The organism is Streptomyces sp. NBC_00341 (assembly GCF_041435055.1).
Taxonomy (GTDB): Bacteria; Actinomycetota; Actinomycetes; order Streptomycetales; family Streptomycetaceae; genus Streptomyces.
Map to the genome: position 1 here is coordinate 5084513 of NZ_CP108002.1, position 14121 is coordinate 5098633.

Annotated in this window: 14 protein-coding genes; 8 read left to right on the top strand and 6 right to left on the bottom strand. The window is 70.4% G+C overall.

All coding sequences use genetic code 11. The annotated features are described in order from the left end of the window. The first annotated feature begins 5 nt into the window (after positions 1–5). Positions 6–749, top strand: coding sequence for a calcium-binding protein (locus tag OG892_RS22880; RefSeq protein ID WP_371630147.1), 744 nt, complete (start codon positions 6–8; stop codon positions 747–749). Positions 750–776: 27 nt separating this feature from the next. Here OG892_RS22880 and OG892_RS22885 read toward each other — a convergent pair whose 3' ends face one another. Beyond that, entirely contained in the window at positions 777–3260 is a 2484-nt protein-coding gene (locus OG892_RS22885) for a cation-translocating P-type ATPase (RefSeq protein ID WP_371630148.1), read from the bottom strand. Between the two features lie 95 nt (positions 3261–3355). Then, on the bottom strand, positions 3356–3634 hold the full coding sequence (locus OG892_RS22890) for a DUF2530 domain-containing protein (RefSeq protein ID WP_073732902.1): 279 nt from the start codon (positions 3632–3634) through the stop codon (positions 3356–3358). A gap of 185 nt (positions 3635–3819) precedes the next feature. Between OG892_RS22890 and OG892_RS22895 the strand changes: the two genes are divergently transcribed. Beyond that, the gene (locus OG892_RS22895) at positions 3820–5274 is read left to right on the top strand and encodes an NCS2 family permease (RefSeq protein WP_371630149.1); all 1455 of its coding nucleotides are present in this window, start codon (positions 3820–3822) and stop codon (positions 5272–5274) included. 31 nt (positions 5275–5305) lie between these two features. Here the strand turns inward: OG892_RS22895 and OG892_RS22900 are convergent, their stop codons facing one another. After that, positions 5306–5512 (bottom strand): ribbon-helix-helix protein, CopG family, encoded by a 207-nt coding sequence (locus OG892_RS22900; RefSeq protein ID WP_199884281.1) that lies wholly within the window; start codon positions 5510–5512, stop codon positions 5306–5308. Positions 5513–5657: 145 nt separating this feature from the next. Between OG892_RS22900 and OG892_RS22905 the strand changes: the two genes are divergently transcribed. The 3 genes from OG892_RS22905 to OG892_RS22915 all read left to right on the top strand — a co-directional run bounded on the left by OG892_RS22905 (position 5658) and on the right by OG892_RS22915 (position 7737). Next, positions 5658–6098: a MarR family winged helix-turn-helix transcriptional regulator gene (locus tag OG892_RS22905; RefSeq protein ID WP_024491321.1), complete on the top strand. Its 441-nt coding sequence runs from the start codon at positions 5658–5660 to the stop codon at positions 6096–6098. A 96-nt stretch (positions 6099–6194) separates the two neighbouring features. Next, complete coding sequence (locus OG892_RS22910; RefSeq protein WP_073732900.1) at positions 6195–7529, top strand: MFS transporter; 1335 nt, start codon at positions 6195–6197, stop codon at positions 7527–7529. Between the two features lie 64 nt (positions 7530–7593). After that, positions 7594–7737, top strand: coding sequence for a hypothetical protein (locus OG892_RS22915; protein WP_199884280.1), 144 nt, complete (start codon positions 7594–7596; stop codon positions 7735–7737). Between the two features lie 35 nt (positions 7738–7772). Here OG892_RS22915 and OG892_RS22920 read toward each other — a convergent pair whose 3' ends face one another. The 3 genes from OG892_RS22920 to pip form a co-directional block, all read right to left on the bottom strand. Beyond that, positions 7773–8768 carry an aldo/keto reductase gene (locus OG892_RS22920; protein WP_073732899.1) on the bottom strand — a complete coding sequence of 332 codons (996 nt, stop codon included), beginning with the start codon at positions 8766–8768 and terminating at the stop codon, positions 7773–7775. Between the two features lie 63 nt (positions 8769–8831). Then, positions 8832–10598 carry a protein kinase gene (locus OG892_RS22925; RefSeq protein WP_371630150.1) on the bottom strand — a complete coding sequence of 589 codons (1767 nt, stop codon included), beginning with the start codon at positions 10596–10598 and terminating at the stop codon, positions 8832–8834. 224 nt (positions 10599–10822) lie between these two features. Next, positions 10823–11800 (bottom strand): prolyl aminopeptidase, encoded by a 978-nt coding sequence (pip, locus tag OG892_RS22930; protein ID WP_371630151.1) that lies wholly within the window; start codon positions 11798–11800, stop codon positions 10823–10825. A 102-nt stretch (positions 11801–11902) separates the two neighbouring features. Here pip and OG892_RS22935 point away from each other — a divergent pair, with 102 nt between their 5' ends. The 3 genes from OG892_RS22935 (at position 11903) to OG892_RS22945 (ending at position 14118) form a co-directional block, all read left to right on the top strand. After that, positions 11903–12394, top strand: coding sequence for a hypothetical protein (locus OG892_RS22935; RefSeq protein WP_328865924.1), 492 nt, complete (start codon positions 11903–11905; stop codon positions 12392–12394). 42 nt (positions 12395–12436) lie between these two features. Further along, positions 12437–12970: a GNAT family N-acetyltransferase gene (locus OG892_RS22940; protein WP_371630152.1), complete on the top strand. Its 534-nt coding sequence runs from the start codon at positions 12437–12439 to the stop codon at positions 12968–12970. Positions 12971–13227: 257 nt separating this feature from the next. Then, positions 13228–14118, top strand: coding sequence for an NmrA/HSCARG family protein (locus OG892_RS22945; protein ID WP_371630153.1), 891 nt, complete (start codon positions 13228–13230; stop codon positions 14116–14118). Positions 14119–14121 lie beyond the last annotated feature (3 nt).

Below are 14121 nucleotides of genomic sequence, written 5' to 3' on the forward strand. Positions count from 1 at the left end.
AAAACATGCGTATGCGTACCTCTGCGACCGTCGCCGTCGGTGCTCTGGCCCTGCTGGCCCTCGCCGTACCGGCCGCCCAGGCCAACGGCCACTACGGCGACACCGCCATCACCAAGGTGACGGTCAACGGTGGCAAGAACGTGGTGGTCGGCACCAGCGCCGTCAAGAAGTTCACCGTCGCGGTGACCGGCAAGGACAACTCCGGCATCAAGGGGATGGAAATAGAGCTGGTGGGCCCCGGGTTCGGCTACCTGACGCCGGACAGCACCAAGTGCTCCGGGAGCACCTGCACCGCCACGTTCACCGTCGCTCCCAAGGTCGACCTGCCGTACTCCAACGACGTAGCCGGTACCTGGTACGTCGACGCGTGGGTGGACGCCAAGGACGGCGACTACAACTGGAAGGAAAAGGCCGGCACCTTCAAGTTCCAGCGGGCGGCCACGCAGACCGTCGACGCCGCCCCCGAGCCGGTGAAGAAGGGGAAGACCATCACGGTCACCGGCAAGCTGGCGCGGGCCAACTGGGACGACTTCAAGTACCACGGCTACACCAGCCAGTCGGTCAAGCTGCAGTTCCTCAAGAAGGGCAGCAAGACCTGGGGCACGGTGAAGACCGTCAAGACGAACAGCACCGGCACCCTGAAGACCACGGTGAAGGCCTCGGTCGACGGTTACTGGCGCTACAGCTTCGCGGGTACGACCTCCACTCCGGCCGTCAACTCCACGGGTGACTTCGTCGACGTGAAGTAGCCGGCCCGGTGGGCCGCCGCTTCCCCGCTACACCGGGAAGTGGCGGCTCACCAGGCGCCAGGCGTACTCCAGGGCGGCGGAGGCGATCACGGCGATCCCCACCGCCGTCCACGGCATCTGCGCGCCGACCAGCTTCAGCGCGAAGAAGTCCTGGAGCCAGGGCACCACGAGCACGATCAGGAACGCCGCCCCCATCGCCGCGACCAGGCAGATCCGCCACCAGGTGTAGGGGCGGGCGATGATCGCCAGGACCCACATCGAGACCAGGAACAGCGTGAGGGTGGCCGCGCTGGTCTCCGCGTCCAGCGAGCCGGGGCCGGTGTAGACGTGCCGGGCGATCAGGTACGTGGCGAAGGTGGCCGCGGCCGCGATGGTGCCGGACGGGACCGCGTACCGCATGACGCGTCGCACGAAGTGGGGGTGCGCGCGTTCCTTGTTGGGGGCCAGGGCGAGGAAGAACGCCGGGATGCCGATCGTCAGCGTCGACAGCAGGGTCAGGTGCCGGGGCAGGAACGGGTACTCGACCTGGAAGCAGACCACCAGGACGGCCAGCAGCACCGAGTAGACGGTCTTCGTCAGGAACAGGGTGGCGACCCGGGTGATGTTGCCGATGACCCGGCGGCCCTCGGCCACGACGGACGGCAGCGTCGCGAAGCTGTTGTTGAGCAGCACGATCTGGGCGACCGCGCGGGTGGCCTCCGAGCCGGAGCCCATCGAGACGCCGATGTCGGCGTCCTTGAGGGCCAGCACGTCGTTGACGCCGTCGCCCGTCATCGCGACGGTGTGGCCGCGGGACTGGAGGGCGGCGACCATCTCCCGCTTCTGCTGCGGGGTGACGCGGCCGAAGACCGTGTTCTCCTCCATGGCGGTGGCCATCGCGTCCGGGTCTGTGGGCAGCTTGCGCGCGTCCATGGTGTGCTCTGCGCCCGGCAGCCCGAGCTTCGCGGCGACGGCGCCGACCGAGACGGCGTTGTCGCCGGAGATCACCTTGGTGGCGACCCGCTGCTCTGCGAAGTAGGCGAGCGTCTCCCGGGCGTCGGGCCGCAGCCGCTGCTCCAGGACGATCAGGGCGCTCGGGTCCGCCCCGGTCGCGGTCGCCGGGTCGTCGAGCGGCCCGTCCACCCGGGCCAGCAGCAGGACGCGCAGGCCCTGCTGGTTGAGCTGTTCGATCTCGCCGAGCGCCGGGTCGTCCTCGGGCAACAGCACGTCGGGGGCGCCGAGGAGCCAGCCGGAGGGCTGCCCCTGCGCCTCCTCGAAGGCGGCGCCGCTGTACTTGCGGGCCGAGGAGAACGGCAGCGCCTGGGTGACGCGCCAGCCCTCGCCGTCCGGGACCGGGTAGGCGTCGATGATCGCCTGGAGGCTGGCGTTGGGCCGCGGGTCCGAGGCGCCGAAGGCGGCCAGTACGCGGCGCAGGTAGGGCTCGTCGGTGCCGTTCAGCGCGCGGACCTCGGTGACGTCCATACCGCCCTCCGTGAGGGTGCCGGTCTTGTCCAGGCAGACGACGTCGACCCGGGCCAGGCCCTCGATGGCGGGGAGTTCCTGGACCAGGCACTGCTTGCGGCCCAGCCGGACGACGCCGATCGCGAAGGCGACCGAGGTGAGCAGGACCAGTCCCTCCGGGATCATCGGGACGATGCCGCCGACGGTCCTGGCGATGGAGTCCTTGAAGTTGTGGTCCTTCACGACGAGCTGGCTGAGGATCAGCCCGATCGCGGTCGGGATCATCATCCAGGTGACGTACTTGAGGATGGTCGAGATGCCGCTGCGCAGCTCGGACTGGACGAGCGTGAAGCGGGAGGCCTCCTCCGCGAGCTGTGCGGCGTAGGCCTCGCGGCCGACCTTGGTCGCGGCGAAGGCGCCGCCGCCCGCGACGACGAAGCTGCCGGACATCACCGGATCGCCGGCGCGCTTGAGGACCGGGTCCGCCTCGCCGGTGAGCAGGGATTCGTCGATCTCCAGGCTGTCGGCCTCCGCGACCGTGCCGTCCACCACGACCTTGTCGCCGGGGCCGAGCTCGACGAGGTCGCCCAGGACGATCTCGGACGTGGAGATCTCGGCGGCGACCCCGTCCCGCCGCACGGTGGGTTTGGCCTCACCGATGACCGCGAGGCTGTCCAGGGTCTTCTTGGCCCGCCACTCCTGCACGATGCCGATGCCGGTGTTGGCGATGATCACGAAGCCGAAGAGGCTGTCCTGGATCGGCGCGACGAACAGCATGATCACCCAGAGCACGCCGATGATCAGGTTGAACCGGGTGAAGACGTTGGCGCGGACGATCTCGCGAACGGACCGGGACGAGCGGACCGGGACGTCGTTGACCTCGCCCCGGGCGATCCGCTCCGCGACCTCTGCCGCGGTCAGCCCGCGCCCGCCGCCGGGCGCCGGGAGCCCGACCGGGTGTACCGGGTCGAGCTCGCTGCCGGCGTCGATCATCACCGGCCGGTCGGTGCCGGAAGGCACGGAGGATCTGTTCGGCTCATCCCCGGAGGGGCCGACTGCCCGCTGAGTCATGGTTCAGACGGTACGGGTGGAACGTCCGGTTCACCCATCGGGTGGTCCGAAGATCAGACCGGGGGAGGACGGAAATCGTCCCGTGGTTGTACGGATCAGCCGGAGGCAGGCCCCTGACCAGCAGTCTCGGCCGCGGCGGCCCGCTTGAGCGCGGCGTCGCGGCCCCGTACGTACCAGATGCCGATCAGGCCGAGGGCGCCGCCGGCCAGGCACGTCCACACCCACCACAGGTGCCCGTGGTCGTCGAACCAGCCGTAGAACGGGAGCTGGACGAGGAAGAGGACGAACCAGAGGATCGTGCCGCCCGTGATGGTGGCGACGACGGGCCCCTCCAGGGGCTCGGGTGCCTCGTGTGTCGGTGTCCACTTCGCCATGCACTCAGTGTATGCGGCGCGTATATAAGAGCGGACAGGCCAGTCGGCCCAAGGGTCTACGCGCGGAGATAGCGATCTTCGCCTTATGTATTCATACTGAATCTGCTTACGGCTGTCTCGAATTAATCGTGTGAACATCCAAAGCTGACCATATTGAGCCCCTCTAGGTACGACTGAGGTCATACATGCCCCCCTCGGCCCCCGCCCCGGTCGACGCCGTGCCGCCCCCGGCTCCCCAGCCCTCCGGCGGCCTGGACCGTTTCTTCAAGATCTCCGAGCGGGGCTCTTCGGTCGCGCGTGAGGTCCGTGGCGGATTCGCCACCTTCTTCGCGATGGCGTACATCATCGTGCTGAACCCGATCATCCTGGGCAGCGCGAAGGACATGTACGGGCATCAGCTCGACAGCGGCCAGCTGGTCACCGCGACGGTGCTGGTCGCCGCGTTCTCCACGCTCCTCATGGGCGTCATCGGCAATGTGCCGATCGCGCTGGCGGCGGGCCTCGGCGTCAACACCGTCGTCGCCCTCCAGCTCGCCCCCCGGATGAGCTGGCCCGACGCGATGGGCATGGTCGTCCTCGCGGGCATCGTGGTCATGCTGCTGGTCGCGACCGGGCTGCGGGAACGCGTGATGAACGCCGTACCGACCTCGCTCCGCAAGGGCATCGCGATCGGCATCGGCCTCTTCATCCTGCTGATCGGCCTGGTCGACTCGGGCTTCGTCTCCCGCATCCCGGACGTCGCGCACACCACCGTCCCGCTGCAGCTCGGCGGCGACGGCCACCTCAACGGCTGGCCGGTCCTGGTCTTCGTGCTCGGCGCGCTGCTCACCCTCGCGCTGATCGTCCGCAAGGTGCCGGGCGCGATCCTGATCTCCATCGTCGCGATGACGGTGGTCGCGCTGATCATCGACGCGGTCGCGGACCTGCCGGGCGAGGCCTGGGGGCTGACCGTTCCGGAGTGGCCGGGCAATCCGGTCGCCTCGCCGGACTTCGGGCTGATCGGCAAGGTCAGCCTGTTCGGCGGCTTCGACAAGGTCGGTGTGCTCACCGGCGTCCTGTTCGTCTTCACCGTGCTGCTGTCCTGCTTCTTCGACGCGATGGGCACCATCCTCGGCGTCGGCGACGAGGCCAAGCTGATGGACAAGGACGGCAACTTCCCCGGCATCAACAAGGTGCTGTTCGTCGACGGCATCGCGGTCGCGGCGGGCGGCGCGGGCTCCGCCTCGGCGGGCACCTGCTTCGTGGAGTCCACGGCGGGCGTCGGCGAGGGGGCCCGCACCGGCTTCGCGAGCATCGTGACGGGTCTGCTGTTCACGGCGGCGCTGTTCCTGACACCACTGGCGACCATGGTCCCCTCGCAGGCGGCCACTCCGGCCCTGCTGGCGGTGGGCTTCCTGATCATCGCGGGCTCGGTGCGGGACATCGACTGGAGCGACTACACGCTCTCGATGCCGGCCTTCCTCGCCATGGTGATGATGCCGTTCACGTACTCGATCACCAACGGCATCGGCATCGGCTTCATCGCGTTCTGCGTGCTGCGGCTGGCCGCCGGGCGCGGTCGCTCGGTGCCGGTGGCCATGTACGTGGTCTCCGCGGTCTTCGTCTTCTACTACGCGATGCCGGCGCTCGGCCTCACGTAGCCCATTACGGGCGGACGGGCGGCCGAGGGGGTCAGGTGACCTCCTCGGCCGCCCGTCCGTCCGCTCCGTAGAACTTCTCCGTCTCGTCGACGGCCGCCTGGAAGCGTTCGTCGAAGTCATCGCGAATGAGCGTCCGGACCACGTAGTCCTGGACGCTCATTCCGCGTCTGGCGGCGTGCTGTTTGAGCCGGTCGAGCAGCTCACCGTCTATCCGCAGGCTGAGCACTGTCGATCCCATGCCAAGCAGGGTTACGTTTCCCGGGCCCGACACGCGTGACTTTCCGGAACTGACTCACTCGTTTGGGTGATCGATTGGTGATTCGGGTCTCGCGCGTGTACCACCGAGTGGTCTTTAGGGTAGGTAATGAGTTACGCTAACAAACATGCCTGACCTGATCCACGACGGCGACAGTGCCGCCGCCGTGAGCTCCCTTCGTTCCGCCGTCATGCTGCTCGGCCGGCGCCTCAAGCACCAGCGCGTCGACGAGTCGCTGAGCCCCACCGAGATGTCGGTGCTCGGCACGCTCGCCCGCTGCGGTTCGGCCACCCCCGGTGAGCTGGCCCGCAAGGAGCATGTGCAGCCGCCGTCGATGACCCGCATCGTCGCGCTGCTGGAAGCGAAGGGACTTGTCAGACTGGAACCGCACCCCGATGACCGTCGACAGAAGATGGTCAGCCAGACCGAGCAGGCCGAGGCCATGCTCGCCGAGAGCCGCAACAAGCGGAACGCCTGGCTGACCACCCTCGCCGAAGGCCTGGACGAGGACGAGTGGGAGACGCTTCGCAACGCGGCCCCCGTGCTGGAGAAGCTCGCCCACCTGTAGCGGAGCGGGCCGCGCCGGACCATCACCGGCGCACCGCCCCCACCGCCGCATCCCCGTCAGTCAGCACCATGTCCACGCCCGAGGAGGCGAACCCTTTTGAGTACGGGATCCGGAGCAGACTCCGCCCCCGCACCGACTTCCACCCACGAGAGCAAGCCCGGCGGGACCTTCTCGTCGCTGAAGATCCGTAACTACCGCCTGTTCGCAACCGGCGCCGTGATCTCCAACACCGGTACCTGGATGTCCCGCATCACGCAGGACTGGCTCGTCCTGAGCCTCACCGGGTCCGCCACCGCCGTCGGTATCACCACGGCACTGCAGTTCCTCCCCATGCTGCTCTTCGGCCTCTACGGCGGCGTCATCGCCGACCGGCTCCCGAAGCGCAAGCTCCTTCTCTTCAGCCAGGCCGCGCTGGGCCTGTGCGGTGTCGCGCTCGCGGTGCTCACGCTCTCCGGCGTGGTCCAGGTGTGGCACGTCTACCTGATCGCGTTCCTGCTCGGCATGGTCACGGTCGTGGACAACCCGGCCCGCCAGTCGTTCGTCTCCGAGATGGTCGGCCCCGCCCAGCTGCGGAACGCGGTCAGCCTGAACTCGGCGAACTTCCAGTCCGCCCGGCTCATCGGTCCCGCCGTCGCGGGTGTGCTGATCACCTCGGTCGGCAGCGGCTGGGCGTTCATGTTCAACGGCCTGTCGTTCCTCGCGCCGCTCGTCGGCCTGATGATGATGCGCACGAGCGAGCTGCACAAGGCCGTGGTCGTACCGCGCGCCAAGGGCCAGCTGCGCGAAGGGCTGCGTTACGTCTCCGGCCGCCCGGAGCTGGTCTGGCCGATCGTCCTGGTCGGCTTCGTCGGCACGTTCGGGTTCAACTTCCCGATCTGGCTGACGGCCTTCGCGGACGAGGTCTTCCACGGCGGCGCCGGGATGTACTCGTTCTTCAACATCCTGATGGCGGCCGGCTCCCTCGCCGGCGCCCTCCTCGCCGCCCGACGCCGCTCCTCGCGGCTGCGGATGCTGGTGGCGGCGGGTACGTTGTTCGGCGTGCTGGAGGTCATCGCCTCCATGTCGCCGTCCGTCTGGATGTTCTCGATTCTGCTGGTCCCGATCGGCATGATCGGTCTGACGACCAACATCAGCGCGAACACCAGCGTCCAGATGGCCGCGGACCCGGCCATGCGCGGCCGGGTGATGAGCCTGTACATGATGGTCTTCGCCGGCGGTACGCCGGTGGGCGCCCCGATCGTCGGCTGGATCAGCGACACGTACGGCGTCCGGACCGGAATGGCGGTCGGCGGCGCGTTCTCGCTGGTGGCCGCGCTCGGCGTCGGCTTCATGTTGGCCCGCGTCGGCGGCCTGCGCCTCAAGGTCGACCTGCGACCGGGCCGCCCGCACGTACGGTTCGTCCCGCGCGAGCAGCTGGCCACGGCGGCCTGAGGCTCGTCCGTCCACACACGATCACGGCCCCGACCGGGGAGACCCGGTACCGGGGCCGTATCGCGTGGGACGCACGGAGGCCGGGACACGGGGCGACGAGCGGGGCGGTTACGCTCGTCGGGTGGACCCCAAGACCCGAAACCGCATCATGGCGGCCGTGCTCGTGCTCATGTTCGTCGTCGTCGCAGCGGCGGCCGCCCTCGGCTGATGAGCCCGTGAGGACGGCCGCGCCGACGCCGGTTCCTACCAGGCGAAGTTCTCCGGCGACGGGCCCGGACCCGGGAAGATCTCGTCCAGGGCCGTCAGCACCTCGTCCGACAGTTCCAGCTCCACCGCGCGCAGCGCGGAGTCGAGCTGCTCCCGGGTGCGCGGGCCCGAGATCGGGCCGGTGACGCCGGGCCGGGTCAGCAGCCAGGCCAGACCGGCCTCGCCGGGCTCCAGGCCGTGCTTCTCCAGCAGGTCCTCGTACGCCTGGACCTGCGCCCGCACCTTCGGGTCCGCGAGCGCCTCGCCGGAGCGGCCGGAGGTGGACCGGGCGCCGCCGCCGTCGCGCTCCTTGCGGATCGCGCCGCCGAGCAGGCCGCCGTGCAGCGGCGACCACGGGATGACGCCGAGGCCGTACTCCTGGGCGGCCGGGATGACCTCCATCTCGGCCCCCCGCTCCATCAGGTTGTAGATGCACTGCTCGCTGACCAGCCCGTAGCTGCCGCGCTGCTTGGCGACCTCGTTGGCCTGCGCGATCTTGTAACCGGCGAAGTTGGACGAGCCCGCGTAGAGGATCTTGCCCTGCTGGATCAGTACGTCGATGGCCTGCCAGATCTCCTCGATCGGGGTGGACCGGTCGACGTGGTGGAACTGGTACAGGTCGATGTGGTCGGTCTGCAGCCGCTTGAGGCTGGCGTCCACGGCCCGGCGGATGTTGAGCGCCGAGAGCTTGTCGTGGTTGGGCCAGGCCTCGCCCTCTGCGGCCATGTTGCCGTAGACCTTGGTGGCGAGGACGACCTTGTCGCGGCGGCCGCCGCCCTGGGCGAACCAGGTGCCGAGGATCTCCTCGGTGCGGCCCTTGTTCTCGCCCCAGCCGTAGACGTTCGCGGTGTCGAAGAAATTGACACCCGCGTCCAGGGCGGCGTCCATGAGTGCGTGGCTGTCGCTCTCGTTGGTCTGGGGGCCGAAGTTCATCGTCCCCAGGACGAGGCGGCTGACTTTGAGTCCGGTGCGTCCGAGCTGCGTGTACTTCATGGAGCCAAGCCAACGCCTTGGAGTCCGCTCGAAGCAAGGGCGGATCTCGCGGGCCCGGCGTTCTCACCCGGTCCGCGGCGCCGCAGGTGCCATGAGCCGGCCCAGGGCCAGTGCGGTGAGGAGCCAGATGCCGCAGGCGACCGGCAGCGCGCCGGTCTCCTGAAGGGGGCTGGCGTGGGCCAGCACCGCCCAGGTGACGATGCCGTTGGTCCAGCCGCTCATCGAGATGAGCAGGGACGCGCGCGCCGGGACGCGGAACCGGGCGATGACCTGGTTGGCGATGAGCACCCCCGCGGTCAGCGCGGCGGCGCAGGCGCCGAGCGCGTACAGGAAGTACGCGGCGGTGGGTTCGTTCCCGGTGGTCGAGGAGTTGATCCCCGTCCCGGCCGCGCCGAGGGCGATCGTGAAGATGATCACCGAGCCGATCCGGTTGGAGAGGGACTTGCTCAGCGGGTCGAAGACGTTGGTGAACCCCTGGGCGCACGCCATCCCCACCAGGCAGGCGGCGACGCAGAAGATCAGTAACCCCTGCACGGTGACCGGGGTACAGAGGAGGAGCAGCACACCCGTCAGCAGCGCGGTGCCCGCACCGGCCAGCCAGGTGGTGGCGACGGTACGGGTGGCGGCAGCGCCGTAGCGCGTCGCCCGCGCGATGCGCAGCCGCTCCGGCGGGAGGGACGGTGCCGGGTAGGGGTGGACGCCCGGCTGGAACGGCGCGGTGGGCGTGGGCACGGGGGCGGAGGCCGACGGGCCGGCCGGGGGCCGGGGAGCGCCGGTGTGCGGGGCCGGGCCCAGGGCCGTGGCGGCGGCGGGGTCACCGGGGGTGCCGGGAGCGGGCGGCGCGGACGTCGGAGTCGGAGGCGGTGTTGATGTGGATCCGGATGCGAATGAGTGCGTGGGCGTGGGCACAGGTGCGGGCGTTGGTGTCGGCGGCTTCGGGGCGTCGGCCGGTACGACGGCCCCGGCGTGCCCCGCCCCCCTCCCCGTCGCGGCACGCAGCAGCGCGGCCACCTCCGCCGCGTCCTTGGGGCGCTCGTCCGGCTCCTTGGCCAGTAGTCGCAGGACCAGTGCGTCGAGCCCGGGAAGGTCCGCGAGCTCCGGCCGGCGGGCGCTCGGCGGTTCGGGGACGTTGCCGAGGTGCTGGGCCAGCACCGTCGTACCGACGCCGTTGAACGGGGGGACACCGGTGAGCAGCGTGTGGAGCAGGCAGCCGAGGGAGTACAGATCGCTACGGCTGTCCAGCTCGTCGGGCGCCCGGATCTGCTCCGGCGACATGTAGAGCGGGGTGCCGATCACGAACCCGACGGCGGTCAGGTCGGTACGGGTCATCGAGGCGGCCGGGGCCAGCATCCGGGCGATGCCGAAGTCGAGGATCTTTATCGTCCCGGCCGCCGTGAGCAGGATGTTGGCCGGCTTGATGTCGCGGTGCACGATCCCCGCCCGGTGCGCCGTCCCCAGACCCGCACAGATCTCGACGGCCCACGCGATCACCTCGGCGGGCGAGGGCAGTCCGGGACGCCGGCTCTCCAGCACGGCCCCCAGGTCGCGCCCCTGGAGGTGCTCCATGACCAGGTACAGGATGCGTTCCCCCGCCACCCGCGCCTCGCCGAAGTCGTGCAGGGTGACGATGTGCGGGCTCGACAGCCCGCCCACGACCCGGGCCTCGCGCGTGAAACGGGACGTGGAGGTGTCCTCGTCGACGCGGGGCAGGACCTTGACCGCGACTTTGCGGCCGATCCGCTCGTCCTCGGCCCGCCAGACCCGGCCCATACCGCCCGAACCGATCGGTTCGGTCAGCCGGTATCTGCCGTCGAGAATCTCATCACGCATCAGGAAGCCCCCCGCTCCACTCAGTTGCCATGCCCGCTATATGCCTGCCCAAGCGTCGTTTCCCGGCCCTTGGCCGACGGAAACGACGGAACCGCTACCGCAGCCGTCCGTGGCTGAACCGAACCCGTACCGCACTGTCCGCGGACAACCGGCCGTCAGCTCTCCGCAGACAACTGCCCCCCAGTTGTACGTCAGTTGTCCGTTGGCTGCCCGTTAGCTGCCCGTTAGCTGCTCGCGAACCGGTCCAGCGCCGCCAGTACCGCCCGGCTCGTCGCCGCCCCGCCGAGGTGTCCCGCGTCGTCGATCACGGTCAGTTCCGCGTCCGGCCACGCCTTCGTCAGCTCCCACGCGGTGATCAGCGGGCCGCCCAGGTCGAACCGGCCGTGCACCAGGACGCCCGGGATTCCCGCCAGCCGCCCGGCGTCCCGGATCAGCTGCCCCTCCTCCAGCCAGGCGCCGTGCGAGAAGTAGTGCGCGCAGATCCGTACGAGCGCCTGCTGCGCGCGTGCGGGCCGGCCGCTGTATGGGGGCGGTCCGGAGTACGCCTCCTGGGAGAGCACCACGTCCTCCCAGGCGCACCAGTCGGCGGTGGCTCGCGCCCGTACCTCCGGGTCGGGGCTCTCCGTGCGCCGGGCGTAGGCGGCGAGCACGTCGGGTGTCGCGTCGCTCGCGGCCTCCGGGACACCGGCCCGGAAGACGTCCCATGCCTCGGGGAAGATGTTGCCCACGCCCCGGTAGAGCCAGTCGATCTCGGAGCGGCGGGTCGTGGTGACGGCCGGGATCACGATCTCGCTGACCCGCTCCGGGTGCTGCTCGGCGTACGCGAGGATCAGTGTCGAGCCCCAGGAGCCGCCGTACAGCAGCCAGTTGTCGATGCCCAGGCGGACGCGCAGCCGTTCCATGTCCGCGATCAGCCGGTCCGTCGTGTTGAACCGCAGGTCTGTGGCCGGGTCGCTCGCGTGCGGGGTGGAGCGGCCGCAGCCGCGCTGGTCGAAGAGGATCACCCGGTAGCGGTCCGGGTCGAAGTACTGCCGGGGCCGCTCCGTGCACCCCGAGCCCGGTCCGCCGTGCACGACGACGGCGGGCTTGCCGGCCGGGTTGCCGCACGCCTCCCAGTAGATGAGATTGCCCTCCCCGACGTCGAGCATCCCGTGTTCGTACGGCTCGATCGGCGGGTACTTCTCGTCCGGGCGGCGGTGCATGAAGGCGTCTCCCTCGGTCCGGCGGCGTGCGAAGGGGTGCACCGCCTCGAATCCGGAATTCTCACACGGAGGTGGTTCGCGGGCCGGGGTTAGCGTAGGGACGTGAACGCGACTCCCGAGGTACTGGCCGTACTGGATGACCTGCTCGCCGGCGCCGCCCCGGAGGACCGGGGCGCCCTCTGGCAACTGGACCGGCAGGGAAGGGAGCTGGACGCCAACCTGGTGCGTCTGCCGCCGGGCGCGGAGGTCGGGGAGCACCAGGAGGACGTGCTCGACGTCCTCCTGGTGGTCCTCGCGGGCAGCGGCCTGCTCACCCCGGCGGGCGGCGGCGCCCCGCTCCCGCTGACCCCGACCACGGTCACCTGGCTTCCCCGCACCTCGCGGCGCGCGCTGGCCGCGGGCCCGGACGGTCTCGCCTACCTCACGGTCCACCGCCGCCGTCCCGGCCTGGCCATCAAGCCGGCGGTGCCCGCGCACGAGGGCGGCGAGGCGCCGTGCTCCCTGGACCGGGTGTGCCCGGAGTGCGGCCGGATGTCCCAGGAGTCGGCGCCGAAGTACTGCGGCGAGTGCGGGGAGCGCTTCCCGGAGCGCTGAACGGGCTGCTGGGGCCCGGTCCGCCCGTGCGACGATCGGGCGATGGATCGACTGAACCTTCGCCTCGCCACCGACGGCGACCTCACCGCCGTCGCCCGCCTCCGTGACGATGCCGCCCGCTGGATGCTCGGGCAGGGCATCACGGGTCAGTGGCGGCCGGGGGAGCTGACCGAGGAGCACTTCCGCCTGGCCGTGAAGCGCGGCGGCGAGGTGTGGATCGCCGAGAGCGGTGAACGGATGCTCGGGGCCTGGGAGGTGTGGTGGGAGGACGAGGCCGCCTGGGGGCCGCAGCCGCCGGTGGCCGGCTACGTGCACCGGCTGATGGTCGACCGCGAGACGGCCCCGCCCGGGACCGGCCGGCTGCTGCTGCATGCCGCGGAACGCCGGATCGCCTCCGTGGGGCGGGAGTTCGTCCGTCTGGACTGCCTGGCCGACAACGCGCGCCTGAACTCCTACTACCTGGACGAGGGTTACCGGGCCGTGGGGCGGATAGCCGGCAAGCCGCAGCCGGGCGGTGTGCCCAAGTCGTTCACGCTGCTGGAGAAGGCGGTGCGCGAGACCGTCCGGAGCCGCTGAGGCCTGACCCACGGTCACCGGCTCGTGCTCGTGCTCGTGCCCGTGCCCGCGCCCGCGCCTGCGGCCTCGTCCTCGTCCGTCGGCCTCTGCCGGTTCGCGGCCGTCAGCCGCCGATACGAGGGCGGGCTCTGTGATGCGACCTGTGATGTGGGCCATATGCACTGGACCTCAAGCGCAGTTGAGCAAGCAGGCTTGCGCGTATCGCGGGACGGCCCGAGGCGGGCCGGCCCGGAATCCGCACAGTCGAGGAGCCGGCGATGTCTGAGAACCGTGTTGTCGTGGTCACCGGTGCGACCGGCCGGCAGGGCGGTGCCGCCGCTCGTGCGCTGTTGTCCCGGGGCTGGGCGGTGCGCGCCCTGGTCCGTGACCCCGACAAGGGCGAGGCGCTGGCGCTGAAGGAGGCCGGCGCGGTTCTGTTCCGGGGCGATCTCGACGACGACGCCTCGCTGGACGTGGCCCTGGCGGGGGCGTACGGCGTGTTCAGCGTCCAGACGTTCACCGGTCCGGACGGCCTGGTCGGTGAGGTGCGCCAGGGCAAGGCGGTCGCGGAGGCGGCGGCCCGTGCCGGTGTCGCGCACTTCGTCTACAGCTCCGTCGGCGGCGCGGACCGGCCCGGCGAGGTGCGGCACTTCGCGACGAAGGGCGAGGTGGAACGGCACATCGAAGCGCTCGGTCTGCCCGCCACGATTCTGCGGCCCACCTTCTTCATCACCAACTTCGAGGGCCTGGGCCCGCAGTGGGCCCAGGGCTCGCTCGTACTCACGATGGCGGTGCTGGAGCAGACGCGGCTCCAGATGATCACCCCCGCCGACATCGGGAACATCGCGGCCGAGGCCTTCGGCGCTCCGGCCGACTACCTGGGGCGCGTCATCGAGATCGCCGGGGACGAACTGACCGGCCCGCAGATGGCCGAGGTCTTCTCCCGGGCCGCGGGCCGACCGGTGCGCTTCGACTCCCAGCCGATCGAGCAGGTCCGCGCGTTCAGCGAGGAGATGGCCGCGATGTTCGACTGGTTCAACACGGTGGGCTTCGTGGCCGACCTCGCCACCCTGCGCGACCGCCACCCCTACCTGACGACCCTGGAGGGCTGGGTGCGCGACCACTGGTCGGTGCCGGCGGAGCCCGCGTCACCGGCGCCGGGTGAGTGACCG